This window comes from Streptacidiphilus alkalitolerans (genome assembly GCF_042511045.1).
Taxonomy (GTDB): domain Bacteria; phylum Actinomycetota; class Actinomycetes; order Streptomycetales; family Streptomycetaceae; genus Streptacidiphilus; species Streptacidiphilus alkalitolerans.
The window spans coordinates 46,811-69,105 of record NZ_JBHEZX010000018.1 but is presented as its reverse complement, the minus strand read 5'-3'; the positions used below and the strand labels follow the sequence as shown (position 1 = coordinate 69,105).

18 protein-coding genes and 1 riboswitch are annotated in these 22,295 nt (G+C 72.5%); of the genes, 4 read left to right on the top strand and 14 right to left on the bottom strand.

Going from position 1 to position 22,295, the window contains the following annotated elements:
- Positions 1-28: 28 nt before the first annotated feature.
- From ACEZDG_RS30940 to ACEZDG_RS30925, 4 genes are all read right to left on the bottom strand, one after another.
- A complete protein-coding gene (locus ACEZDG_RS30940; protein ID WP_380515973.1) occupies positions 29-1,537 on the bottom strand; it encodes a cobyric acid synthase in 1,509 nt (502 codons plus the stop codon).
- Positions 1,534-2,493 carry a cobalamin biosynthesis protein gene (locus ACEZDG_RS30935; RefSeq protein WP_380515970.1) on the bottom strand — a complete coding sequence of 320 codons (960 nt, stop codon included), beginning with the start codon at positions 2,491-2,493 and terminating at the stop codon, positions 1,534-1,536. Before ACEZDG_RS30935 ends, ACEZDG_RS30940 begins: the two co-directional genes overlap by 4 nt.
- A gap of 125 nt (positions 2,494-2,618) precedes the next feature.
- A riboswitch (cobalamin riboswitch) is annotated at positions 2,619-2,743 on the bottom strand.
- 78 nt (positions 2,744-2,821) lie between these two features.
- Positions 2,822-3,046, bottom strand: a complete 225-nt coding sequence (locus tag ACEZDG_RS30930; protein ID WP_380515967.1) for a hypothetical protein — start codon at positions 3,044-3,046, stop codon at positions 2,822-2,824.
- A gap of 166 nt (positions 3,047-3,212) precedes the next feature.
- Entirely contained in the window at positions 3,213-4,640 is a 1,428-nt protein-coding gene (locus tag ACEZDG_RS30925) for an NAD(P)/FAD-dependent oxidoreductase (protein WP_380515964.1), read from the bottom strand.
- Between the two features lie 211 nt (positions 4,641-4,851).
- Between ACEZDG_RS30925 and ACEZDG_RS30920 the strand changes: the two genes are divergently transcribed.
- The 3 genes from ACEZDG_RS30920 to ACEZDG_RS30910 all read left to right on the top strand — a co-directional run bounded on the left by ACEZDG_RS30920 (position 4,852) and on the right by ACEZDG_RS30910 (position 8,152).
- A complete protein-coding gene (locus ACEZDG_RS30920) occupies positions 4,852-5,985 on the top strand; it encodes an alpha/beta hydrolase family protein (protein WP_380515962.1) in 1,134 nt (377 codons plus the stop codon).
- A gap of 87 nt (positions 5,986-6,072) precedes the next feature.
- Positions 6,073-7,608: a hypothetical protein gene (locus tag ACEZDG_RS30915; RefSeq protein WP_380515959.1), complete on the top strand. Its 1,536-nt coding sequence runs from the start codon at positions 6,073-6,075 to the stop codon at positions 7,606-7,608.
- 49 nt (positions 7,609-7,657) lie between these two features.
- A complete protein-coding gene (locus ACEZDG_RS30910; protein ID WP_380515957.1) occupies positions 7,658-8,152 on the top strand; it encodes a MarR family winged helix-turn-helix transcriptional regulator in 495 nt (164 codons plus the stop codon).
- Here ACEZDG_RS30910 and ACEZDG_RS30905 read toward each other — a convergent pair.
- Complete coding sequence (locus ACEZDG_RS30905) at positions 8,112-9,152, bottom strand: Lrp/AsnC family transcriptional regulator (protein ID WP_380515954.1); 1,041 nt, start codon at positions 9,150-9,152, stop codon at positions 8,112-8,114. The two genes, ACEZDG_RS30910 and ACEZDG_RS30905, sit on opposite strands and share 41 nt — an antisense overlap.
- 117 nt (positions 9,153-9,269) lie before the next feature.
- On the opposite strand from ACEZDG_RS30905, the gene ACEZDG_RS30900 reads away from it, so the two are divergent.
- Positions 9,270-10,853 (top strand): MFS transporter, encoded by a 1,584-nt coding sequence (locus ACEZDG_RS30900; protein WP_380515951.1) that lies wholly within the window; start codon positions 9,270-9,272, stop codon positions 10,851-10,853.
- Positions 10,854-10,943: 90 nt separating this feature from the next.
- On the opposite strand, the gene pssA is transcribed toward ACEZDG_RS30900, so the two are convergent.
- The 9 genes from pssA to ACEZDG_RS30855 form a co-directional block, all read right to left on the bottom strand.
- Positions 10,944-11,813 carry a CDP-diacylglycerol--serine O-phosphatidyltransferase gene (pssA, locus tag ACEZDG_RS30895; RefSeq protein ID WP_380515948.1) on the bottom strand — a complete coding sequence of 290 codons (870 nt, stop codon included), beginning with the start codon at positions 11,811-11,813 and terminating at the stop codon, positions 10,944-10,946.
- Positions 11,800-12,453 (bottom strand): phosphatidylserine decarboxylase, encoded by a 654-nt coding sequence (locus ACEZDG_RS30890; RefSeq protein WP_380515945.1) that lies wholly within the window; start codon positions 12,451-12,453, stop codon positions 11,800-11,802. Before ACEZDG_RS30890 ends, pssA begins: the two co-directional genes overlap by 14 nt.
- A 433-nt stretch (positions 12,454-12,886) precedes the next feature.
- Positions 12,887-14,098 carry an acyl-CoA dehydrogenase family protein gene (locus tag ACEZDG_RS30885; protein WP_380515942.1) on the bottom strand — a complete coding sequence of 404 codons (1,212 nt, stop codon included), beginning with the start codon at positions 14,096-14,098 and terminating at the stop codon, positions 12,887-12,889.
- A gap of 78 nt (positions 14,099-14,176) precedes the next feature.
- Complete coding sequence (locus ACEZDG_RS30880; protein ID WP_380515940.1) at positions 14,177-14,680, bottom strand: MaoC family dehydratase; 504 nt, start codon at positions 14,678-14,680, stop codon at positions 14,177-14,179.
- A gap of 4 nt (positions 14,681-14,684) precedes the next feature.
- Complete coding sequence (locus ACEZDG_RS30875; RefSeq protein ID WP_380515938.1) at positions 14,685-15,644, bottom strand: HpcH/HpaI aldolase/citrate lyase family protein; 960 nt, start codon at positions 15,642-15,644, stop codon at positions 14,685-14,687.
- A complete protein-coding gene (locus tag ACEZDG_RS30870) occupies positions 15,641-17,671 on the bottom strand; it encodes a protein meaA (protein WP_380515936.1) in 2,031 nt (676 codons plus the stop codon). The genes ACEZDG_RS30875 and ACEZDG_RS30870 overlap by 4 nt, the downstream gene beginning before the upstream one ends.
- Positions 17,672-17,676: 5 nt before the next feature.
- Positions 17,677-19,014 carry a crotonyl-CoA carboxylase/reductase gene (ccrA, locus tag ACEZDG_RS30865; RefSeq protein ID WP_380515933.1) on the bottom strand — a complete coding sequence of 446 codons (1,338 nt, stop codon included), beginning with the start codon at positions 19,012-19,014 and terminating at the stop codon, positions 17,677-17,679.
- 379 nt (positions 19,015-19,393) lie between these two features.
- The gene (locus ACEZDG_RS30860; protein ID WP_380515930.1) at positions 19,394-20,278 is read right to left on the bottom strand and encodes a TetR family transcriptional regulator; all 885 of its coding nucleotides are present in this window, start codon (positions 20,276-20,278) and stop codon (positions 19,394-19,396) included.
- Positions 20,279-20,319: 41 nt separating this feature from the next.
- The gene (locus tag ACEZDG_RS30855; RefSeq protein ID WP_380516200.1) at positions 20,320-22,092 is read right to left on the bottom strand and encodes a 3-hydroxyacyl-CoA dehydrogenase family protein; all 1,773 of its coding nucleotides are present in this window, start codon (positions 22,090-22,092) and stop codon (positions 20,320-20,322) included.
- Positions 22,093-22,295: the final 203 nt, after the last annotated feature.

Genomic DNA, 22,295 nt, shown 5'->3' with positions numbered 1-22,295 from the left:
GGGACGGCTCCTCCAGTAGTCAGTGGTTTCACGGCGCGCCCGGCGGTACGAACGGCAGCCCGGACGGCACGCCGCCCTCGATCAGCCGTCGCAGCGCATCGGTGTCCGCATGCGTTTCGATCAGGTCCCCGAGCAGGTCCAACTGCCGTTCACGGGCGGCCGAGAAGCTGGTGTCGGGAGCGGGGGTGAAGTCCCGACCGGCGAGGGCGGCCACCTCGCGCAGGAACGCCCGCCGGAAGCCGTCGTTCTCCAGCGCCCCGTGCCAGGTCGTCCCCCAGACCGCCCCCTCCCGGCAGCCGTCCAAGAAGCTTTGCCCACCCTCCACCGTCGCCACGCCGTGGTGGATCTCATACCCGGCCACGGTCTCCCCGTAGGCCGAACCCACCGGCCGGGCCAGCGTCTTGGCCGCCGCGAACTCCACCCGCACCGGCAGCAGCCCCAGTCCGGCGACCACCCCCGCCCGGGACTCCACCTGGTCGGTGATGGTCCGGGACAGCATCTGGTAGCCGCCGCAGACCCCCAGCACCGGGCGTCCCTCGGCGGCCCGCCGGGCCAGCGCCGCGTCCAGGCCCCGCTCCCGGAGCCAGGCCAGGTCGGCCACGGTGGCCCTGGTCCCCGGCAGCACCACCAGGTCGGCGTCCGCCAGTTCCTCCGGGCGGGTGGCCCAGCGCACCAGCACCCCCGGCTCCTGGGCCAGTGCGTCGATGTCGGTGAAGTTGGACAGCCGCGGCAGCCGCAGCACCGACACCCGCAGCACCTCGCCGCCCACCGCCGCCGCGCCGGGCGCGCGGTCGAGCAGCCCGGCCAGGCCGAGCGAGTCCTCGGCGTCCAGCCACAGCCCCGGCAGCATCGGCAGCACCCCCAGCGACGGACGGTGCGTCAGCTGCTCCAGCATGTCGAGACCGGGCTTCAGCAGCCGCACGTCGCCGCGGAACTTGTTGACGAACCACCCGGCCAGGTGCCGCTGGTCCTCGGCGGACAGCAGCGCCAGCGTCCCGTACATGGCGGCGAAGACGCCGCCGCGGTCGATGTCGCCGACCACCACCACCGGCAGGCCGGCCGCCACCGCCAGGCCCATGTTGGCGATGTCCCGGTCCCGCAGGTTGATCTCGGCGGGGGAGCCGGCCCCCTCGCAGACCACCACGTCGTAGCGGGCGCGCAGGTCGGCCAGGCAGTCCAGGGCGATCCGCAGCAGCGCCGGCTTGCGCTCGCGGTAGTCCAGCGCGCCGACCTCGGCGACCGCCTGCCCCAGCACCACCACCTGGCTGCGCCCGTCCGCCCCGGGCTTGAGCAGCACCGGGTTCATCGCCGCCTCAGGCTCCACCCCGGCCGCCGCGGCCTGCATGGCCTGGGCCCGGCCGATCTCGGCGCCGTCGTTGGTGACGAAGGAGTTCAGCGACATGTTCTGCGCCTTGAACGGCGCGACCGCGACCCCCTGCCGGGCCAGCCAGCGGCAGATCCCGGCGGTGACCACGCTCTTCCCGGCGTCCGAGGTGGTGCCCGCGACCAGCAGCGATCCGCGCAGTGGGCCCTTCATCGCGGTCCCCTTCGCAGCAGCAGGCTCAGCCCGGCCGTGGCGAGGACCGCCAGCAGCCCGACCCGCCGGGACAGTACGCAGGCCCGCTCGATGTCCTCGACCCGCACCGCTGGCAGCTCGGCGCCCAGCACCGCCCGGTGCTCCACCCGGGCGCCGTAGCTGAGCGTGCCGCCCAGCCGCACCCCCAGCGCGCCCGCGAAGGCCGCCTCGGCCTGCCCGGCGTTGGGGCTGGGGTGCGCCGAGGCGTCCCGGCGCCAGACCCGCCAGGTCTCGCCGCCCCGCCGCCCCCCGGCGGCGGCTGCGGCGACGGTGAGCAGCGCGGTCAGCCGGGCCCCGGGCCAGCCGGCCAGGTCGTCCAGCCGGGCCGAGGCCCAGCCGAAGCGCAGATGGCGCGGCGAGCGGTGGCCGACCATGGCGTCCAGGGTGTTCACGGCGCGGAAGACCAGCAGCCCGGGCACCCCCGCGACCGCGCCCCAGACCAGCGCGTTCACCACCGCGTCCGCGGTGTTCTCGGCCACCGACTCGACCACCGCGCGGGCGATCTGCTGCTCGGTCAGCCCCTCCGGGTCGCGTCCGCACAGGTACGGCAGCCGGGCCCGGGCGGCGGCGAGGTCGTCGGCCTCCAGCGCGGCGCCGATGGTCCTGGCCTCCCGTACCAGGGAGGCGCCGCCGAGCACGGTCCAGGTGGCGGCGGCGGTGAGCAGCACCGAGCCGGTGCGGGTGCGGGCGGCGGCGCGGTCGGCCAGCAGCGCGGCCCCGGCCACCGAGCCCGTGCAGAGCGCGGTGAACAGCGCTCCGGTGTCCCTGCGGTCCCGCCAGAGCCGGCGCTCGGCCGCTCCGGCGGCCCGTCCGAATCCGGCCACCGGGTGCCCGCGCCGGGGATCGCCGAAAACGGTATCGGCGGCGTGGCCGAGGAGGAGGCCGAGTGCTGTCGTGGTGGCCGCGCTCGCGCGCACGGCGGTCAGCGGGGAGGCTGAGCGGGGAAGGGGACGGCACCGGGGGGTGGTGGCGGCAGGGCAGCGCGCATGGCGTGGATGTCCTCACTCAGGGTCCGCGCCCTGGATCGACGAACCGGGGGCGAGAGTCTCCTGGCTCCCGGATCGACGCGTCCCCGGGGTTCCGGTGATCAGAACCTCGGGGACGCTCCCCGGTGACAGTGGCGGGACCGCGCCGGACTGGGGGTCTCCCCCTTCACCGGACTTCCTCTCCATGCCTCCGAACAGCTTGGCGCTCGATCCCACCACGCCGCCCGACCGACCGTCAACACAGGTCGGACGGCCGGGGTCAGGCCGCGGTGTCCCCGCTCTGCGGCAGCGCGGGGGGCGCGGTCGAGGCCGGGAGCTGCAGCGGCGCGCGGACGGCGCGCAGCAGCTCCACGGTCGACTCGTTCTGGACCACCAGGTCGACCGGGCTGGTGGGCGGGCGCAGGACATGGTCCTCGAACCAGGACATGCCGAGCAGGACGGCGAGGCCGAGTGGAGCGGTGATCAGGCACAGAAGGACAGGCATGGGCACCCCAAGGTGTCGAGTGCTGCGGTCTTCCGAATACCGGCTTCCCCCGGTTTCCAGGGTCTGCCAGACTCGCCCGATCCGCATCTCGGAGTGTCCCGAGCCGACTCCGCAGAGTCAGTTCCCGGGGTTGCCGCCCAGGTCAGCGCCCAGGTCAGGGCCCGGCTCAGTGCCGCCCGGAGACCACGTCCGCCGCCTTGGCGATGGGCGAGGTGCCCGCCCGCCCGCCGCGCTCCTGCCGGTCCGCCGCGTAGTAGGCGGCGTACATGCCGTGGACGCCGATCCAGCGCAGCGGCTCGGGCTCCCAGGCCCTGACCCGGTGCCCGACCCAGGGCAGCCCGGTCAGGGCGGTGTCGGAGCCGCTGCCGAGCTCGCGCAGCACCAGGTCGCGCAGGGTGCGCGCGGCCAGATTGGTGGTGCTGACCCCGCTGCCGACATAGCCTCCGGCCAGGCCGAGCCCGGTGGCCCGGTCCAGGTCCACGGTCGAACACCAGTCCCGGGGCACACCGAGCACCCCGGACCAGGCGTGGTCGATCCGCACCTCGCCGGCGGCGGAGCCGGCGGCCGGGAAGAAGTCCGTGACGATCTGCCGCAGCTGGTCCACGGTCCGCTGCGGGGTGGTCCCGTCGTTGTCGGTGCGCGAGCCGAAGCGGTACGGGACGCCGCGTCCGCCCAGTGCGATCCGGTCGTCGGCGGTGCGCTGCGCGTACATGTAGGCATGCGCCATGTCGCCCAGGGTCTCCCGCCCGGACCAGCCCACCGCCTCCCAGAACGAGGCCGGCAGCGGCTCGGTGACCACCATCGAGGAGTTCATCGGCAGCCAGGACCGCTTCTCGCCGCGCAGCGCCGCGGTGAAGCCCTCGGTGGCCCGCAGCACGAACCGGGCCGACACGGTGCCCCGCGCGGTCACCGCCCGGGCCGGCGCGCCCGACCCGCCCGGGACGATCTCGGTCACCGTGGTGTCCTCGTGCACGGTCACCCCCAGCGCCTCGACCACCCGGGCCAGCCCCTGGACCAGCTTGGCCGGCTGGATCCGGGCGCCGTGCGGGGTCCAGCTGCCGCCGAGCGCCCCGGCCACGGCGATCCGCTGCGCCGTCTCGGCCGGGCCGAGCAGCAGTTGGTCGGTCTCGCCGAAGGAGTGCTCGTTCTCGACGTAGGCCCTCAGCCGCTCCAGCTGGGCGGGGGTCCTGGCGACCTCCAGCACCCCGCCCTTGACGATGTCCGCCTCGATGCCCTCGGCCGCGCAGACCGCGATCACCTCGTCCACCGTGGCGTCCATCGCCTGCTGCATCGCGATCGCGCCGGGCTTGCCGTACTGCCGGGCGAAGGCGCCGCGCCCGGCGAAGCCGTTGTAGAGCCAGCCGCCGTTGCGACCGGAGGCGCCGTAGCCGCAGAAGCGCTGCTCAAGGACGGTGATCCGGAGCCCGGGGACGGCCTTCTTCAGGTAGTAGGCGGTCCACAGACCGGTGTAGCCGCCGCCGACGATGCAGACGTCGGCCTCGGCCGAGCCGTCCAGGGCGGGACGCGGGGTGGGGAGTCCGATGGCCGAGTACCAGAACGAGACACTGCCGTTGGCAGTGGCGGTCGTGCCCACGGGGGACCTGCTTCCGAGCCGGGAATGGTGCCCGGCACGCTACTCACGCCCCGGACCAGCGGCAATGCACACAGTGTCAGGTGCGGCCGGTCGAGTCGGACACTCCGTCGGATGGCGGCGCACCACTGGCGCACCGGCCCGCGCGGCATTGGGATGGACCAGAACGGGCAGTGGCCCTGGTACGGGCAGGGGACCGACGGTTGGGAGCGACATGCGCTGGGGAAGAACCGCGACCGTGGCCGCCGTCGGGACCGGCGCGGCCGTCGTCGGCGCCGGCGCGGCGGCCCTGGTCGCCGGACGGGTGGTCTCCGACTACTCGGTACGCCCCGGCGGCGGCAGCCCCGCCGCCGCGGGCGGCCTGCGGGTGCACTCGGTGGCCGCGGGCCAGGTAGAGCTGACCCGCTCCTGGGAGACCCAGCGCCCCGGCCGCTACGGCCTGGAGTGGTCCGGCGGGCGCGCGGTGGTCGGCGCGGTGGTCGCGACCGGCGCGCAGACCGTCACCCGCCGGCTGGAGTCGGTGCAGACCCTCGGCGGCAGCCCGCTGGCCGTCGGCAGCACCGTCCGGATCACCCCGCAGCTGTTCACCGGGGATCCGCTCGGCTCGCTCGGCCTGGAGTTCTCGGAGATCGAGGTGCCCGGCGAGCTGGGCCCGCTGCCGGCCTGGTTCCTGCCCGGCGCCCGCGCGCTGTGCCTGATCGCGGTGCACGGCGGCCTGGACCGGCGTCAGGTGCTGCCGCTGCTGCCGCTGTTGGACCAGCTCAAGGTCCCGGTGCTGGCCGTGACCTACCGCAATGACGAGGGCGCCCCGCGCTCGCCGGACGGCCTGAGCCACCTCGGCGACAGCGAGTGGCACGACGTCGACGCCGCGATCCGGTTCGCCCTGGACGGCGGCGCGCGGCGGATCGTGCTGCTCGGCTGGTCGGCCGGCGCGACCATGGCGCTGCAGGCCGCGGTCCGCTCCGAGCACCGGGCGGCGGTCCGCGGCCTGGTGCTGGACTCGCCGGTGCTGGACTGGCGCGGGACGGTGCGCCGCCGGGCCACCCGGCGCGGGGTGCCGCCCTTCCTGGCCGAGCTGGGCGTGCGGGCGGCGCTCGGCCGCTCCGGCGTCGACCCGGAGCGGCTGGACCGGGCGGCGCTCGGAGAGGGCCTGGACGCCCCGGTGCTGCTGCTGCACGGCTCGGACGACACCGTCGCCCCGGTCGGCCCGGCCCGCCGGCTCGCGGGGCGCCGTGATGACCTCGTGATCTACGAGGAGTTTCCCGACGCCGAGCACGAGGCGCTCTGGAACGCCGATCCCGCCCGCTACGAGGAGAGCCTGCGCAGGTTCCTCACCCCCCTCCTGTGACCCTCCCGTCACCATTCCGGGACCTCGGCGAGGCCGCCGCGCCAGAGGATGTGACAAGTGCCCCGCGGACGGGGAAGACTGCACGGCGTGACGTCCCGGAATTCGCGTGACCGTACTGGCCGATCCGAGATTTCTGGCCGACCCGACACTGTCGGCGCCGGCCAACCTGGCCCCGATGGCCGACTGCAGGGTGCGCCCGCGAGGGTCACCCGGCTGCCCACGGCCGCACGCCCGCCGCAGCCGCGTGCCGCCGCGCCGGGCAACCAGCAGCGCCCCGGCGCCCCGGCCCGCCGGAATCCCCCCGCAGGGCTGCCCGGACCCGCCCAGCTCGCCCCGCTCGCCCGGCGGTTGCTCGCCGACGCGGTGCGGATCGCCCGCTGGGCCGGGGAGCTCCCCAACGTCGACCGCAGGGGCGACCTGCTCGAGGGCGACGCGGTGGACGCCGGGCACGCCCTGGCGATGACCCGCGACGCCACCGTCGCCTCCTGGGAACGGGCCCGGCTGACCGGCCTGGTGGAACTGCGGGGCAGCGGCGCTGGGCCCGGCTGGCGGCTGCACGCCTGGGAGCACGAGGACGAGGCGGTGCTGCGCGGCTGGGCGGCGCTGTTCGACGCCTGGACCCTGCTGGTCCCGGTCCCGGACCGGGCGCTGACCTCACTGGCCGGCCTCGCCGTCGACCACGCCCCGCAACTGCTGTCCTTCCTGCACCTGGTGGACGGCCCGGTGCCGCTCACCGAGCTGCTGGAACTGCTCCGCCGCGGCCTGGAGGAGCAGTGGCACGGCGGTGTGCACCCCGCGCTGGGCGCCCCGGTCCCGCACGCCGCCTGGGCGGTCTCCGCGGTCCGCGGCGACAGCGCCCTGTCGCTCACCCTCACCCCCGGCACGGTCGAGGTCGCCGGGGTGCTGGACTGGATGCTGGAGGGCTTCGCCGCGGTCGGCGCCCTGGTCCGCCGGGACGTGGGCCTGGAGCAGGAAGTCTGCGCCGAGCTCACCCCGCTGGGCCACTGGGCGGTCCGCGCCAAGCTGGAGGAGATCTGCACCGTCGCGCAGACCGCGGCAGGACACATCGAGCAGTCCGCGCTTGAGCTGCTGACCGCCTGCGCCCAGTACTCCCCGGGCCCGGCCCGGGCCGAGTACCGGGCCTGGCTGGCGGCCCGTCAGGCCGAGAGCGCGGTGGCCGACCTGCTGGAGGTGGCCCGCGGCGAGGACGCCCTGCTGCGCGGCCTGGCCTTCGAGGCGCTGCGGGTGGCCGGGCACCCGGCCGAGCCCGCCGTCCGCGACTGCACCGAGGAGCCGATGCTGCGCCCGTACGCGCTGCTGTGGCTCGCCGAGCAGAACGACGAGGGCGTGCTGCCCTCGGACGTGCTGGGCCGGGACGACGCCGCCTGGCTCTGGGTGGACACCGGTGCCGCCGTGCTGGAACACGGGGACACCGCGATGCTGGTCCGCCACGTCCAGGGGGCCGCGGACGGCGACCCCAACCGGCTGTTCGCGCTGGCCCGCCGGATCGGCCACCCCAGGGCGGCCCAGGTGCTCGCCGCGGTCGCCTCGGCGCACCCCGACCCCGGCGTCGCCCGCGCGGCCCGCCGCAGTGCCTTCAGCGTCCACGACGGCGGTCGCTGACCCGCGCCGGGGGCGGACGAGGGGGACCGGGCCGAAGAAGGGGCGCCAGATGGCGGCGGAGCACAGGCGGATCGACACCGCGGCGGACGCGATCGCCGACGGGCGGATCCAGGCCTTCGGGGTGGTGCTGACCGCCGCCAGTCGGCTGGAGCGGCTGCTCGGCGCGGTGATGGAGCGGGAGAGCGGGATCAGCCACCCGATGTTCGAGGTGCTGCTGCGGCTCGCGGCCAAGCCGGAGGGCGCGCCGATGGGCGACCTCTCCCGGCGGCTGGTGCTGACCAGCGGTGGGGCGACCCGGCTGATCGACCGCATGATCGAGGCCGGGCTGGTCCGCCGGGCCCGCTCGGCCGAGGACAAGCGGGTGCAGGTGGTCACCCTGACCGAGGCCGGCGCGGCCAAACTGGTCGAGGCCGCCCGCCGGCACGCCGAGGAGCTGGACCGCCATGTCTACGCCGTGCTGCCGCCGGAACGTGCCACCGCGATGTTCGAGAGCCTGGACGAGCTCAGCCTGCATGCCCTCGAGGCCCTGCCCCCGCTGGGGTAGTCCTGACCGGGGCCGACGGCAGTGAGGCGGCGGCCTTCACCCGGCGCAGCAGCGGCGCCGTCTCCAACTGCCGTACCGCGTCCAGCGCGGCGATCCTGGTGGTGAGGTAGGTGTACAGGGACGGGATGTCCGAGCAGATCACCACCGCGTGCAGATTGGTCGGCCCGGTGGTGGCACAGACGAAGGCCACTTCGGGGTGCTCCGCCAGCGCCTGCCCGGTCTCCGCCAGCTGTGACGGCGAGACCGAGAGCCAGAGCATCACCGCGCTGTCCAGGTCGAAGATCCGCCGTTCGAACTCGATGTCGAAGTAGAGCACCCCGCAGGCCTGCAGCTCGGCCATCCGCCGCCGCACCGAGCTCTGCGAGCGTCCGCTGGCGGTGGCCAGCTCCGCGAGGCCGGTCCTGCCGTCCCGCTGCAGCAGCGCCAGCATCCGGTGGTCCGCCTCGTCCAGCACCGCGGCGGACCCCTCGCCCGGCCCGGTGGCGGGCAGTTGCTCGGGCCCCGGCCGCAGCTGGCGGACCTGCTCGGGGGTGAGCGTGTCCGACTTGTTGACCAGGCTCATCGCCCCGCCGAAGTAGGTGTGCAGGATGCAGTGCGCGGTCACCCCCACCACGCTCGGGGTCCGCGGCAGCCGTTGCAGCAGCAGTGAGTTGCCGGTCTGGCTGCCCGGCGCCCGGGTCATGCAGTTGATCTCGGTGCCGCCGGAGCTGAGACTCACCCAGGAGGTGTCGTCGCGCCGGGCCAGCGCCTCGGCCACCGAGGAGGCCGCGTCCGGGGTGCACTGCACCCGGATGAGCCACTGCACCTCGCCCAGCGCCGCCGGACTGGTCAGCCCCAGCACCTGCAGCGCGCCCTCGCCGCGGAGCCGGCTGTAGCGGCGGGCGACGGTCTGGTCGGAGACGCCGAGGGCCTGCGCGACCCGGCTGAACGGGGCCCGCCCGTCCAGCTGCAGGGCGTGCACCAGCTGCCGGTCGAGGGTGTCGTACACGCGGGATTTCACCAGTCCAGGCTAGTGGATGTCGGAATCCGCCGGATCATTGCCGCTGGCTGCGGTGAATCAGCCCGACGAAGGGAGGATCACTCCCAGAGAGAACCCGTCCATCAGAAAGACCCTCCCGTGACTACTCCTGCCGCAGCTCCACCCGAAGGCGCCCTGCGCAAGTGGATCCCGCTGATAGCCATCTGCCTCGGCACCTTCATGCTGCTGGTGGACGTCAGCATTGTGAATGTGGCCCTCCCGCAGATGGCTGCCGACCTGCACTCCTCCTTCACCTCCCTGCAGTGGGTGGTGGACATGTACGCGCTGGTGCTGGCCGCCCTGCTGATGGTGGTCGGCGCGCTCGGCGACCGGCTCGGGCACCGCCGGCTGTACCTGTTCGGCCTGGTCGTCTTCGCCCTCGCCTCGCTGGCCTGCGGCCTCGCCCCCAACGCCGGGACGCTGATCGCCGCCCGCGCGGCCCAGGGCATCGGCGGCGCGGCGATGCTGACCTCCACCACCTCGCTGCTGAACGCCGCCTACCAGGGCCGCGACCGCGGCACCGCCTTCGGCATCTGGGGCGCCGTCAGCGGCGGCGCGGCGGCGGTGGGCCCGGTCCTCGGCGGGCTGCTCACCGACCAGTTCAACTGGCGCGCGATCTTCTTCGTCAACCTGCCGATCGCGGCGGCCGCCCTCTACATGACGGTCCGTCACCTCAGGGCGGAGCAGGGCCGGGCCACCGGCCGCCTCGACTACGCCGGTGCGGTCACCTTCACCGTCTTCTCCGGTGCCCTGGTCTACGGCCTGATCGAGAGCGCCGACAAGGGCTGGGGCAGCTCCACCGTGCTGGTCTCGCTCGGCCTGTCCGTGCTCGCCCTGCTGGCCTTCGTGGTGGCGGAGCTCCGCTCCTCGAACCCGCTGCTGGACCTGGGCCTGCTGCGCAACCGCAGCTTCGTCGGCCTGACCGCCGCCGCGCTGCTGCTGAACGCCGCCGCCTTCGCCCATCTGACCTACACCTCGATCTGGCTGCAGTCCGTGCTGGCGCTCAGCCCGATCCAGGCCGGACTGGTCTGCTGCCCGCTGGCGCTGGCCGCCTTCGTGGTGGCCGGAAACAGCGGTCGGCTGTTCGGGAAGTCCGCCCCGCAGGTCCCGATCGGCATCGGCCTGGTGCTGATCGGCGCCGGTGTGCTGCTGATGACCCTGGTCTCGGCCGGCTCCTCCTGGACCGCCGTGCTGCCCGGCCTGGTCGTCAGCGGCCTGGGCGTCGGCATGGCCACCCCGGTGATGATGTCCGCGGCCCTGTCCACCGTCCCCCGGGAGCGGGTCGGCATGGCCAGCGGCGCGGTCAACACCGGCCGCCAGCTCGGCTACGCGCTGGGCATCGCGGTGCTCGGCACCGTCTTCGCCAACCGGGTGCAGGACTACGTCTCCGCCAACAGCCACCTGGCCGACCCGCACGGCGCCGCCTCCGCCCTCAGCGGCGGCCGGGCCCAGGCCGTGCTGGCCGCCGTCCCCGCCGACCAGCGGGCGGCCGTGCACCAGCTGGTGCACGGGGCCTTCGCGGCGGGCCTCGACCGGGTCTACCTGATCGCCGGGGTGACCGGGGTGGTCGCCGGGCTGATCGTCTTCGGCCTGGTCCGCCGCGGCGCCCCGGCGCCCTGGGAGCAGAAGCCGGCCGCGGCGCCCGCCGCCGCCGCCGAGCCGGAGGCTTCGACGGCGCACTGAGCCGCCAGGCCCTCCGGCCCGGAGCACGCCGAAGCCCCCGCGACCTCAGGTCGCGGGGGCTTCGATGTTCGTTCAGCGGCTCGGGCCGGTTCAGCCCGCGCGGGACTCCGCGCGGCGGGCCCGGACGTCGCCGACCTTGCGGCGGATCACCATCAGCGGCGCCATCAGCGCCAGGGTGACCTGCAGCGTCGCGCCGATCTTGAGCAGCATGTCCCCACCCGGCACGCCGGTCGCCCAGGCGGCGAGGCAGCCCATGCTGACCACGATCCAGCAGAGCGTGGCCGTGGCGAGCGCACCGTGCGGCTTGGGGTACTCGACCCGGCTCACCATCAGTGCCGCGACGGCGACGATGCCGATCACCGCGGGCACGAACGGCGGGTTGAGCAGCACGATGGAGATCACCGTCAGGGCGCCCATCGGGCACGGCATGCCCTGGAACACCCCGGGGCGCATGGTGGTGCAGGAGAAGCGGGCGAGCCGGAGCACCACCGCCAGCAGCACCATGATCGCGATTCCGGCCGCCACCTGCTGGTGCGCACCGTCCGAGACCATGCCCCAGACCACGACGAAGTAGGCCGGGGCGATGCCGAAGCTGATCAGGTCGGCCAGGTTGTCCAACTCGGCGCCCAGCGCCGAGGAGCGCAGCTTGCGCGCCACCAGGCCGTCGAACAGGTCGAACATCGAGCCGATCAGCAGCAGCGTGACCGCGGTGGCGGCGCTGCGCCGGTCGCCGTTGGTGGCGACCCCGGTGAGGTGCGGGATCAGCACCCCGGTGGTGGTGCAGTAGATCGCCAGGAAGCCGCAGATGGCGTTGCCCAGCGTGAACATGTCCGCGGTGGACAGCTGCTGCGGCGAACGGGGGGTGCGCAGCTCGCGGTCGCGGGCCCAGCGCAGCCGGCGAGCGGTGCTCTCCCGGTCCTCGTCGGTGTCCTGCATGGTCTCGGGATCAGTCACGGTCAAGACGAGTCACCCCAGCCGTGGTCTTCTGACCCACCTCCACGCCGGGCTCGACGCCCGCGGGAAGGTAGGTGTCGACCCGTGAACCGAAGCGGATCAGGCCGATCCGCTCGCCCTGCTCCACCTTGGTGCCCTCGGGCAGGTAGGGGATGATGCGCCGCGCGACGGCCCCGGCGATCTGGACCATCTCGATGTCGCCGAGCTCGGTGTCGAAGTGCCAGACCACCCGCTCGTTGCGGTCGCTGTCCTTGTTGAAGGCCGGGACGAAGCCGCCGGCCACATGCTCGACCGAGGTGACCGTGCCGGGCAGCGGGGCCCGGTTGACGTGCACATTGAGCGGGCTCATGAAGATCGCCACCCGGGTGCGGCCGTCGGGCCAGGCGTCGATGCTCTGCACCACGCCGTCGGCGGGGGAGATCACCCGCCCCTCGCCCACGGTCCGTTCGGGGTCGCGGAAGAACCAGAGCATCCCCGCGCTCAGCGCGGTGGCGGGCACCGCCGCCAGGGCCCACTTGCCGCTGCGCCGGGTGAGGGCGGAACAGGCGGCCGCGGTGAGCACCGTGGGAACAAGCCAGGGCGAGGCGCCGCGTGCCAGCGTGACACGGGGACGGCTCGCAGATCGGTGGGACGGACTGAGGGGCATCGAAGACCTTTGTCGCGGGGGCCCGGGAACGGTTGACGCCGAGGGTACAGGCGTAAGTGACCGCGCGAGGGGCCGCGTGATCGAGGGGTTCGGGGACGTAGCTGTCCACCGGGATGCTATCGGCAGCGGGCGGTCACTAGGCAACCTCCGAGTAACCGGAAGTGGGCCCACGGCCGTGCCCCTTGCTACGAACGTAGAGCGGTCGACCCCCTGCGGCCAAGGCTTTCGGCACAACGGTGACAACTCTCTCAGGTGTGGTCAGAGGCCTGGAAAGGGGTTGCGGAGGGGCAACGGGGGCGCGTGCGGCATGGAATGCGCGGGTATTGGAGCACGAGGTTCGACAGTCCGTTGGCAAAATGCGAAAAACGGCCGAAACTCATAGGTTCGGCCGAATCTCGCCCCTGGCGGGTTTTCAGCGGGGTTTGCGAAGTTCTTACTCGGCGAGCCGGTACTCCTCCAGCAGTCTACGGCCGATGATCATTTTTTGGATCTCGGCGGTGCCCTCGCCGATCAGCAGCATCGGGGCCTCCCGGTAGAGCCGCTCGATCTCGTACTCCTTGGAGAAGCCGTAGCCGCCGTGGATCCGGAACGAGTCCTCCACGACCTCCTTGCAGTACTCGGCGGCGAGGTACTTGGCCATCCCCGCCTCCAGGTCGTTGCGCTGGCCCGAGTCCTTCTTCCGGGCGGCCATCACCATCATCTGGTGCGCGGCCTCGACCTTGGTGGCCATCTCCGACAGCTTGAACTGGATCGCCTGGTGCTGGGCGATCTTCTTGCCGAAGGTGCTGCGCTGCTGGGCGTAGCGGATGCCCAGCTCGAAGGCCCGGTGGGCGACCCCGCAGCCGCGGGCGGCGACATTCACCCGGCCCACCTCGACGCCGTCCATCATGTGCTTGAAGCCCAGGCCGCTGGTGCCGCCGAGGACCATGTCGGCGGGGATCCGGACGTCCTCCAGGATCATCTCGGTGGTGTCGACGCCCTTGTAGCCCATCTTCTCGATCTTGCCGGGGATGGTCAGCCCCGGCACCGTGGCGTTGGGGCCGAAGCCGGGGGTCTTCTCGATCAGGAAGGTGGTCATCGACCGGTGCGCGGGGGCGCCCTCCGGCTGGCCCTCGTCGGTCTTGCAGAGCACCGCGACCAGGGTGGACGTGCCGCCGTTGGTCAGCCACATCTTCTGGCCGTTGATGACGTAGTCGTCGCCGTCCCTGACCGCCTTGGTGCGGATCGCCGACACGTCCGAGCCGAGGCCCGGCTCGGACATCGAGAACGCGCCACGGACCTCGCCGGTGGCCATCCGCGGCAGGAAGTGGTCCTTCTGCGCCTGGGTGCCGTGCTGGGCGATCATGTACGCCACGATGAAGTGGGTGTTGACGATGCCGGACACCGACATCCAGCCACGGGCGATCTCCTCCACCACCAGGGCGTAGGTGAGCAGCGACTCGCCCAGGCCGCCGTACTCCTCCGGGATCATGAGCCCGAACAGGCCCATCTCCTTCATGCCCTCGACGATGGCGGCGGGGTACTCGTCCTTGTGCTCCAGCTCGGTGGCGACCGGGATGATCTCCTTGTCGACAAAGTTACGCACGGTGGCGAGGATGTCCTGCTGGATCTCGGTGAGGCCTTCGGTCTGAGCGAGGCGTCCCATGGCTGGCTCCATAAGGGGAGGGAAGGCGCCCTGCGGTCGTGGCAGTGAACCGCAGGGCACCTGGCTTGGTGGGGGGATTCAGGAGCGGGGCTCGGGTCGGCCCGGCTGCTCGCCGCCGCGTTCCTTGATGTACGTCTCGGTGGGGACCATCACCTTGCGGCGGAAGACGCACACGACCGTGCCGTCCTGCTTGTAGCCCTTGGTCTCGACGTAGACGATCCCGCGGTCCGACTTGGACTTCGACGGGGTCTTGTCCAGCACCACCGTCTCGCCGTAGATGGTGTCGCCGTGGAAGGTCGGCGCGATGTGCCGCAGCGACTCGACCTCCAGGTTGGCGATGGCCTTGCCCGAGACGTCCGGCACGGACATGCCCAGCAGCAGCGAGTAGACGTAGTTGCCGACCACCACGTTCTGGCCGAAGTCGGTGGTCTCCGCGGCGTAGTGGCTGTCCAGGTGCAGCGGGTGGTGGTTCATGGTGAGCAGGCAGAAGAGGTGGTCGTCGTACTCGGTGACGGTCTTTCCGGGCCAGTGCTTGTAGACCGCGCCGACCTCGAACTCCTCGAAGGTGCGTCCGAACTGCATCTGTCTACTCCCCGGGGATCTCGAACTTGGAGGTGCGCTGCATGCCGGCCGCGCGGCCCTTGCCGGAGATGACCAGCGCCATCTTGCGGCTGGCCTCGTCGATCATCTCGTCGCCCAGCATCGCCGAGCCCTTCCGCCCGCCGGCCTCCGAGGTGCACCAGTCGTAGGCGTCCAGGATCAGTTCGGCGTGGTCGTAGTCCTCCTGGCTCGGGGAGAAGATCTCGTTCGCCGCCCCGACCTGGTCGGGGTGCAGCACCCACTTGCCGTCGAAGCCCAGCGCCGCCGCCCGCCGGGCCACCGTGCGGTAGCCGTCGGCGTTGCGGATCTGCAGGTAGGGGCCGTCGATGGCCTGCAGGTCGTGCATCCGGGCCGCCATCAGGATCCGCATCAGGATGTAGTGGTACGCGTCCGCGTCGTAGCCGGGCGGCTGCTCGCCGACGACCAGGGACTTCATGTTGATCGAGGCCATGAAGTCGGCCGGGCCGAAGATGATGGTCTCCAGCCGGGGCGAGGCGCCGGCGATGGCGTCCACATTGACCAGGCCCTTGGCGTTCTCGATCTGCGCCTCGATGCCGATCTTGCCGACCTCGAAGCCCATGGTCTTCTCGATCTGGGTGAGCAGCAGGTCGAGCGCGACCACCTGCTCGGCGTCCTGGACCTTGGGCAGCATGATGCAGTCCAGGTTCTGCCCGGCGCCCTCGACCACGGTGACCACGTCGCGGTAGGTCCAGTGGGTGGTCCAGTCGTTGACCCGGACCACCCGGGTCTTGCCGGACCAGTCGCCCTGGTTCAGCGCGTCCACGATGGTGTGCCGGGCGCCCTCCTTGGCGAGCGGCGCGCAGGCGTCCTCCAGGTCCAGGAACACCTGGTCGGCGGGGAGGCCCTGGGCCTTCTCCAGGAAGCGCGGGTTGCTGCCCGGCACGGCCAGGCAGGAGCGGCGGGGGCGGAGCCGGTTGACTGTCATGAAGCGAGGGTCTCTTCCTTGAGAGCGGGCCACGGAGCGAGTCCGTGCGCACGACGGATCTCGTCGACGATACGTCCGATGATGTGGGTGATTCCGAAGTCCTTCGGGGTGAAGACCGCGGCGACGCCCTGGGCCAGCAGTTCCTGCTCGTCCGCCGCCGGGATGATCCCGCCGACGATCACCGGGACGTCCTCCACCCCGGCCCGGCGCAGCCGCCGCAGGACGTCGGGCACCAGCTCGGCGTGCGCGCCGGAGAGGATCGACAGGCCGACGCAGTGCACGTCCTCGGCGACCGCCGCCGAGGTGATCTGTTCCGGCGTCAGCCTGATGCCCTGGTAGACCACCTCGAACCCGGCGTCGCGGGCCCGTACCGCGATCTGCTCGGCGCCGTTGGAGTGGCCGTCCAGGCCGGGCTTGCCGACCAGCAGCCGCAGCTTGCCCGCGCCGATCTCCTCGGCGGTGCCGCTGACGGCCTGTCGGACCGCGAGCAGCTCGGCGCCGCTCGCGCCCTCCAGGGCGCCGGTGATCGGCGCGCCGCCGACCCCGGTGGGGGCCCGGTATTCGCCGAACACGTCCCGCAGCGCGAAGGACCACTCGCCGGTGGTGACCCCGGCCCGGACGCAGTCCAGGGTGGCCGGCATCAGATTGGCCCCGGTCGCTGCCTGCCGCTTGAGCTCGGCGATCGCGGCCTGCGCCGCGTCCTCGTCCCGGTGCTTGCGCCAGTCGGCGAAGGCCGCGACCACCGCCCGCTCCGAGTCCGGGTCCACCTGCATGATCGCGGTGTCCAGGTCGGCGGTGAGCGGGCTGGGCTCGGTGGTCTCGAAGCAGTTCACCCCGACCACCTTGTCCTCGCCGGACTCGATCCGGCTGCGGCGCTCGGCGTGCGAGCCGACAAGGGCGGCCTTGAGGTAGCCGGTCTCCACGGCGGGGGTGACCCCGCCCATCCCGAGTACCTTCCCGATCTCCGCCTCGGCCCCGGCCACCAGCTCCTGGACCTTGGCCTCGACCACATGGCTGCCGTCGAACAGGTCGCCGTATTCCAGCAGGTCCGACTCGTAGGCCAGCACCTGCTGGATCCGCAGCGACCACTGCTGGTCCCAGGGCCGGGGCAAGCCCAGCGCCTCGTTCCAGGCCGGGAGTTGGACGGCGCGGGCCCTGGCGTCCTTGGACAGGGTGACCGCCAGCATCTCCAGCACGATCCGCTGGACGTTGTTCTCCGGCTGCGCCTCGGTCAGCCCCAGCGAGTTGACCTGCACGCCGTAGCGGAACCGGCGCTGCTTGGGGTCGGTGATGCCGTAGCGCTCGCGGGTGACGGTGTCCCAGATCCGGCCGAAGGCGCGGAGCTTGCACATCTCCTCGACGAAGCGGACCCCGGCGTTGACGAAGAAGGAGATCCGGGCGACCACCTCGCCCATCTGCTCCGCCGGGACCTGGCCGCCGTCGCGCACCGCGTCCAGCACCGCGATCGCGGTGCACATGGCGAAGGCCAGCTCCTGGACCGGGGTGGCCCCGGCCTCCTGCAGGTGGTAGCTGCAGATGTTGATCGGGTTCCACTTGGGGATGTTCGCCACGGTGTAGGCGATCATGTCGGTGGTCAGCCGGATGCTGGGCCCGGGCGGGAAGACATGGGTCCCCCGCGACAGGTACTCCTTGATGATGTCGTTCTGGGTGGTGCCGGTGAGCTTGGCGATGTCCGCGCCCTGCTCCTCCGCGACGACCTGGTACATCGCCAGCAGCCACATGGCGGTGGCGTTGATCGTCATGGAGGTGTTGGTGCGCTCCAGCGGGATGCCGTCGAACAGCGCCCGCATGTCGCCGAGGTGGCTGACCGGGACGCCGACCCGGCCGACCTCGCCCTTGGCCAGGACGTGGTCGGGGTCGTAGCCGGTCTGCGTGGGCAGGTCGAAGGCGACCGAGAGGCCGGTCTGACCCTTCGCCAGGTTCTTCCGGTAGAGCGCGTTGGACGCGGTGGCGGACGAGTGTCCGGCGTACGTCCGCATCAGCCAGGGGCGGTCTCGCTCGGTCATCGCGGCTACTCGCCCCGGAATCGGTTGATGGCGGGGAGGTGCTTGGCCCGCAGCTCCTCGTCGCGGACGCCGAGGCCCTCGGCGGGGGAGAGGCAGAGCACACCGACCTTGCCCTGGTGGCTGTTGTGGTGCACGTCCAGCGCGGCCTGGCCGGTCTCCTCCAGGCGGTAGGTCTTCGACAGGGTCGGGTGGATCTTGCCCTTGGCGATCAGCCGGTTGGCCTCCCAGGCCTCGCGGTAGTTGGCGAAGTGCGAGCCCACGATGCGCTTCAGCGACATCCACAGGTAGCGGTTGTCGTACTGGTGCATATAGCCGCTGGTCGAGGCGCAGGTGACGATGGTGCCGCCCTTGCGGGTGACGTAGACGCTGGCGCCGAAGGTCTCCCGGCCCGGGTGCTCGAAGACGATGTCGACGTCCTCACCGCCCGTCAGTTCCCGGATCCGGCCGCCGAGCCGCTTCCACTCGCGCGGGTCCTGGGTGTTCTCGTCCTTCCAGAACTTGAAGCCCTCGGCGCTGCGGTCGATGATCGCCTCGGCGCCCATCGCCCGGCAGATGTCCGCCTTGGCCTCACTCCCGACCACGCAGATCGGCGTCGCACCGCCGGCCAGCGCGTACTGGGTGGCGTACGAGCCGAGGCCGCCGCTGGCGCCCCAGATCAGCACGTTGTCCCCCTGCTTCATGCCGGCCCCGTTGCGGGAGACCAGCTGCCGGTAGGCGGTGGAGTTCACCAGGCCGGGGGAGGCGGCCTCCTCCCAGGTCAGGTGGGCCGGCTTGGGCATCAACTGGTTGGACTTCACCAGCGCCAGCTCGGCCAGGCCGCCGAAGTTGGTCTCGAAGCCCCAGATCCGCTGCTCCGGGTCCATCATCGTGTCGTTGTGGCCGTCCGAGCTCTCCAACTCCACGCTCAGGCAGTGCGCGACGACCTCGTCGCCGGGCTTCCAGGCGTGCACCCCCGGGCCGGTCCGCAGCACCACGCCGGCCAGGTCCGAACCCAGCACGTGGTAGGGCAGGTTGTGCCGCGCGGACTCCGGCGACAGCTTCCCGTAGCGCTCCAGGAACGAGAACGTCGAGACCGGCTCGTAGATCGAGCTCCACACGGTGTTGTAGTTGACCGCGCTGGCCATCACCGCGACCAGGGCCTCGCCCGGGCCGAGTTCGGGCACCGGGACGTCGTCCAGGTGCAGGGACTTCCGCGGGTCCTTGTCGCGGCTGTCCAGGCCGGCGAACATCTGCTCCTCGTCCTTGTGGAGCGTGACCGCCCGGTAGGACTCGGGGACGGCGAGCGCGGCGAAATCGGCCGGGCTCGCGTCCCCGCTGGTGATCGCTTCGAGGATGCTTTCCATAGCGGGAGTCTTCATGGCTGCCTCCGGCGGCTTCCCCGTTCGAGGGGTACGGGGACGTCTGATGGGGGGCACCGGGAACGGACACCGGTGATAGGGGGAGTGGAGTGTGCGGCTGGCTGTCTCAGTCCTGCAGCGCTCGCGCAGGGGTGTCGCGCGACCCTGGGCATGGCGCGCCAGGGTGGGGAGCCGCGGCGCCGCGACCAGTGGGTAACAACGTACTGGCACGCCGTGCCAGTCGTAAAGACACTGCGTGCCATGATTTTCACCGGGAGACACGTGAGCGTCATCACGTCGCAACATCTACCCCGAGAAACCCGCAGGCCCATCCCGACGCGCCGGGATGGGCCTGTTAATTGTTCTCTGACCAGCGTAAATGCTGCTACCGGGCACCCAGGGCCAGCTTGATGCTCTGCAGCACCTCGTCCAGCGGGGCATCGGTGCGGGCCACGGTGATCAGCACCTCGCCCGAGGGGGTGGCACTCACCGCGCTCTCCACCGCGCTGCCCAGGGTCTCCGCGGAGCCGTTGATGGCACTGCGTGCCACCTTGGGTGCCGGGGTGGGCGCGAGGTCCTGGGCCTGGGACGCGCCGCCCCAGAAGGTCCGCCGGATCACCTCGAAGGCGTGGTCCAGCTGCGGTTCCACCTCGCCCCCGCCGCCGGAGCGCAGCCAGCGCCGCAGTACGTGGTTGTGCGCCGCGACCACGGCCGCCGCCGACACCTCGGCCAGCATCGCGTCGTCGCCGACCCCCCGCTCCCAGCCGCCGGAGGACTGCCCCGCGGTGTCGAACCGGCCCAGCAGGTAGCGGGTGAACAGCCGCTCGTAGCGGGCCACCACGGCGATCTCGCGCTCGCGCAGCGTCGGCACCTGGCGGATCAGCCGGTAGCGGGCCACCGAGACCCCGGGGGTGGCCGCGTACATCCGCAGCACCTCCTTGATCCCCCGGCAGACCACGTCCAGCGGGTGCTCGGCCGGATCGGCCCCGGCCAGCAGGTCGGCCACCCGGATCAGGGTGTCGTCGTGGTCCGGGAAGATCGCCTCCTCCTTGGACCGGAAGTAGCGGAAGAAGGTGCGCCGGGCCACGCCCGCGGCGGCGGCGATCTGATCGACCGTCGTCTCCTCGTAGCCCTGGTTGGCGAACAGCTCCATCGCCGCCGCCGCCAGGTCCTGGCGCATCTGCTGCCGCTGCGCGGTCACCTTGCGCGGGCCGCCGTTGGCCTGCTCGCCCGGTAGTGCCGCTGTGGCCTGTGTTCCTGCCCCGCTCATGACCCGAACGCTACACGCAGCCCGGGGCCGTACGGGCGCGCTCACCTGCGCGCGTGGTCGCGGAAGCCACGCCCCGTCTTGCGGCCCAGGCAGCCGGCCGCCACCAGGTGCTCCAGCAGCGGCGCCGGAGCCAGCCCCGGTTCGCGGAACTCGCCGTGCAGCACCTTCTCGATGGTCAGTGACACGTCCAGGCCGACCACGTCCAGCAGCGCGAACGGGCCCATCGGGTAGCCGCAGCCGAGCTTCATCGCGGTGTCCACGTCGTCCACCGAGGCGTAGTGCTCCTCGACCATCCGCACCGCGTCGTTGAGGTAGGGGAACAGCAGGGCGTTGACGATGAATCCGGCCCGGTCGCCGCACTCCACCGGGTGCTTGCGCAGCGTGGCGCAGACCTCCAGCACCGTGGCGGTCACCTCCGGGGCGGTCAGCACGGTGCTGACCACCTCCACCAGCCGCATCGCCGGGGCCGGGTTGAAGAAGTGCATCCCGACCACGTCGCGCGGACGGCCGGTCGCCGTGGCGCACTGGATCACCGGCAGGCTGGAGGTGGTGGTCGCCAGCACCGCGCCCGGACGGCAGATCTTGTCCAGCGTGGCGAACAGCTCCCGCTTCACCGCCAGGTCCTCGGCCACCGCCTCCAGCACCAGGTCCGCGCCCGCCAGGTCCTCCAGCGAGCCGGAGCCGGTGACCCGGGCCAGCGCCGCGTCCCGGTCGGCCTCGCTCAGCCGGCCCTTGCCGACCTGGCGCTCCAGCGACTTCGCCAGCCCGGCCAGCGCCCGGTCCGCCTTCTCCTGGCTGCGGGCGACCAGGGTGACCCGGTACCCGGCCTTGGCGAACACCTCGGCGATGCCGGTCGCCATGGTCCCGGACCCGCACACGCCGACGCCGCGGACCTCGCGTCCCGGCGTCCCGGCCTGCTCGGTCCGCTCCTCGGCCAGCACCTGGGAGGACCCGGGGGCGGCGTAGCGGTAGAAGCCGCGGCCGGTCTTGCGGCCCAGCAGCCCGGCCGAGGCGAGCTGCCCCAGGATCGGCGCCGGGGCGTGCAGCCGGTCGTGGGACTGCGCGTACATCGCCTCGAGGACGGTCTTCGCGGTGTCCACGCCGATCAGGTCGAGCAGCGCCAGTGGGCCCATCGGCAGGCCGCAGCCGAGCCGCATCGCCGCGTCGATGTCCTCCCGGGTGGCGTAGCGCGACTCGAACATCGCGGCGGCCTGGTTGAGGTAGGCGAACAGCAGCCCGTTCACGATGAAGCCGGCCCGGTCGCCCGCCGACACCGGCGACTTGCCCAGGCCTCGGGTGAACGCGTCGGCCGCCTCCGCCACCTCGGCGCTGGTCAGCACCGTGCGGACGACCTCGACCAGCTGCATCACCGGGGCCGGGTTGAAGAAGTGCAGCCCGACCACCCGCTCCGGGCGCTGGGTCGCCGCCGCGATCCGGGTCACCGACAGCGCGGTGGTGCCGGTGGCCAGGACCGTCCCGGCCGGGCAGATCCGGTCCAGCTCGGCGAACAGCTCCTGCTTCAGCTCCAGCTGCTCCGGGATCTCCTCGATCACCAGCTGCGCCTCGGCGGCGGCCGAGAGCTCGTGCGTCACGGTGATCCGGGACAGCAGCCCGGCGCGCTCCTCCGCGGTCATCCTGGCCCGCTCGACGGAGTGGGCGGTGGACTCCTCGATCCGGTGCAGGGCCGCCGCGGCGGCGGTGGCGTCCAGTTCGACGCCGATCACCCGGCGACCGCTGCGCGCGGTGATCTCGGCGATTCCGGCACCCATGGTGCCCAGGCCGACCACGGCGACCACGGGGAAGACGGCGGCCAGGGGAAGGGCGGCCACGGGAAGGGCGGGCTCAGTCTGATCGTTCACGGAGGATCTCCTCGGGGGGAGCGCCGGACCCGTCCCCGTACTGCGGGGACGCGGAACGGCAGGAAGCGGAGGGGGAGAACACGGCGCGACTGAGGTCACCGTGGAAAACGTGCCGGGAACGCCCCGGCCGGTCGGACGATACGTCGCCGAACCGGAGG